The organism is Erythrobacter donghaensis, assembly GCF_001557325.1.
Lineage (GTDB): Bacteria > Pseudomonadota > Alphaproteobacteria > Sphingomonadales > Sphingomonadaceae > Erythrobacter > Erythrobacter donghaensis_B.
This window is the reverse complement of record NZ_LSJS01000319.1, coordinates 1-1056: the sequence shown is the minus strand read 5'-3', so window position 1 is coordinate 1056 and position 1056 is coordinate 1. Positions and strand designations below refer to the sequence as shown.

Annotated in this window: 1 protein-coding gene; it reads right to left on the bottom strand. The window is 65.5% G+C overall.

From position 1 onward, the window contains the following. The coding region (locus AX692_RS18300) for a S8 family peptidase (RefSeq protein WP_155646383.1) at positions 1-1056 on the bottom strand (1056 nt) is incomplete at both ends.

The window sequence follows — 1056 nt, the reverse complement described above, 5'->3', positions numbered from 1 at the left end:
CGATGACATGTGCGTGATGCCAGCGCGGTCGCGCCGCTGGTCCCGCCCGAATAGCCTTCGGCTACCCCGAAGGCGCCGGTACGAGGCGCAGCCACTTTGAGGCCAGCGGGGCGCGTCGAGGGCGCCGGCCTGACGAAGACATGACCGTCGGTCCGCATCTGGCGGAGGTGCTCGCGACCTCCCGGCATCAAAATGTCGGGTTTGACTGATCGGGCAAATCCAGGGCCGAGAGCGCTCGACGGGTTGGCGGCACGAATGCCCGGAAAGGGGTCGATGATGGTGCGGGCGGCGCGGCGGTCCGCAGCCGACACCCAATCGTCGTTGGACGCGCCGACCGTCACCGCGTTGATTGCCTCGGACGGCGAAAACATACGCCGGTCAGCCATCAGATTGCCGATCGCGGTCAGCGTGCCGTCACAGCGAGCGGCGGCGTCAGCGTCTTCGAAAGCCGTGCCGGTCGCGAAGGCTGGGACGCCGAAGGTCTCCCTCACATTACCAGCACTCACCAGAAACAGAATGCCGTATCGGTACGCCAGTCGATCCAGCAGCCGTGCCCATGCCGACAGCGACGACTGAAAGGGACGCCGCTCGTTGCCAAGCGAGAGATTGACGATCAGCACGCCCGGCGCCGTTGCATCCGGGCCTTCTCGCATCGCTCTAATGGCGAGAAAGATGATGTCGACGACAAGCCGTCGTGCCGGGAAGCGATCCCCAGCACCCATCACCGGAACAACATGAATGCGCCGCGGCAATGCCGGTGCGGGATTGTTCCTGTCGCCATGCACGAGGAGCGACGCCATCGCAGTGCCATGGACGCGTTGGTCCACGGGGGCATGGGGTTCGAGATCGAATTGATCATCCACGACCAGATGAGCGGCGAGCAGCGGATGTGCGGCGACTGGAACTCCGTCGAGCAGGGCCAGGATCGGTTCGCGCAGGTTGCCGACCGCAGCAGCGGTGCCGGCGTCTGTGACGTCCTCGATCTCGATCGTCGTCGCTAGGCTTTGCGGGCGGATGTGCATGACAGGCTCGAGGCTGGCGATGCCGCCTTCCGCC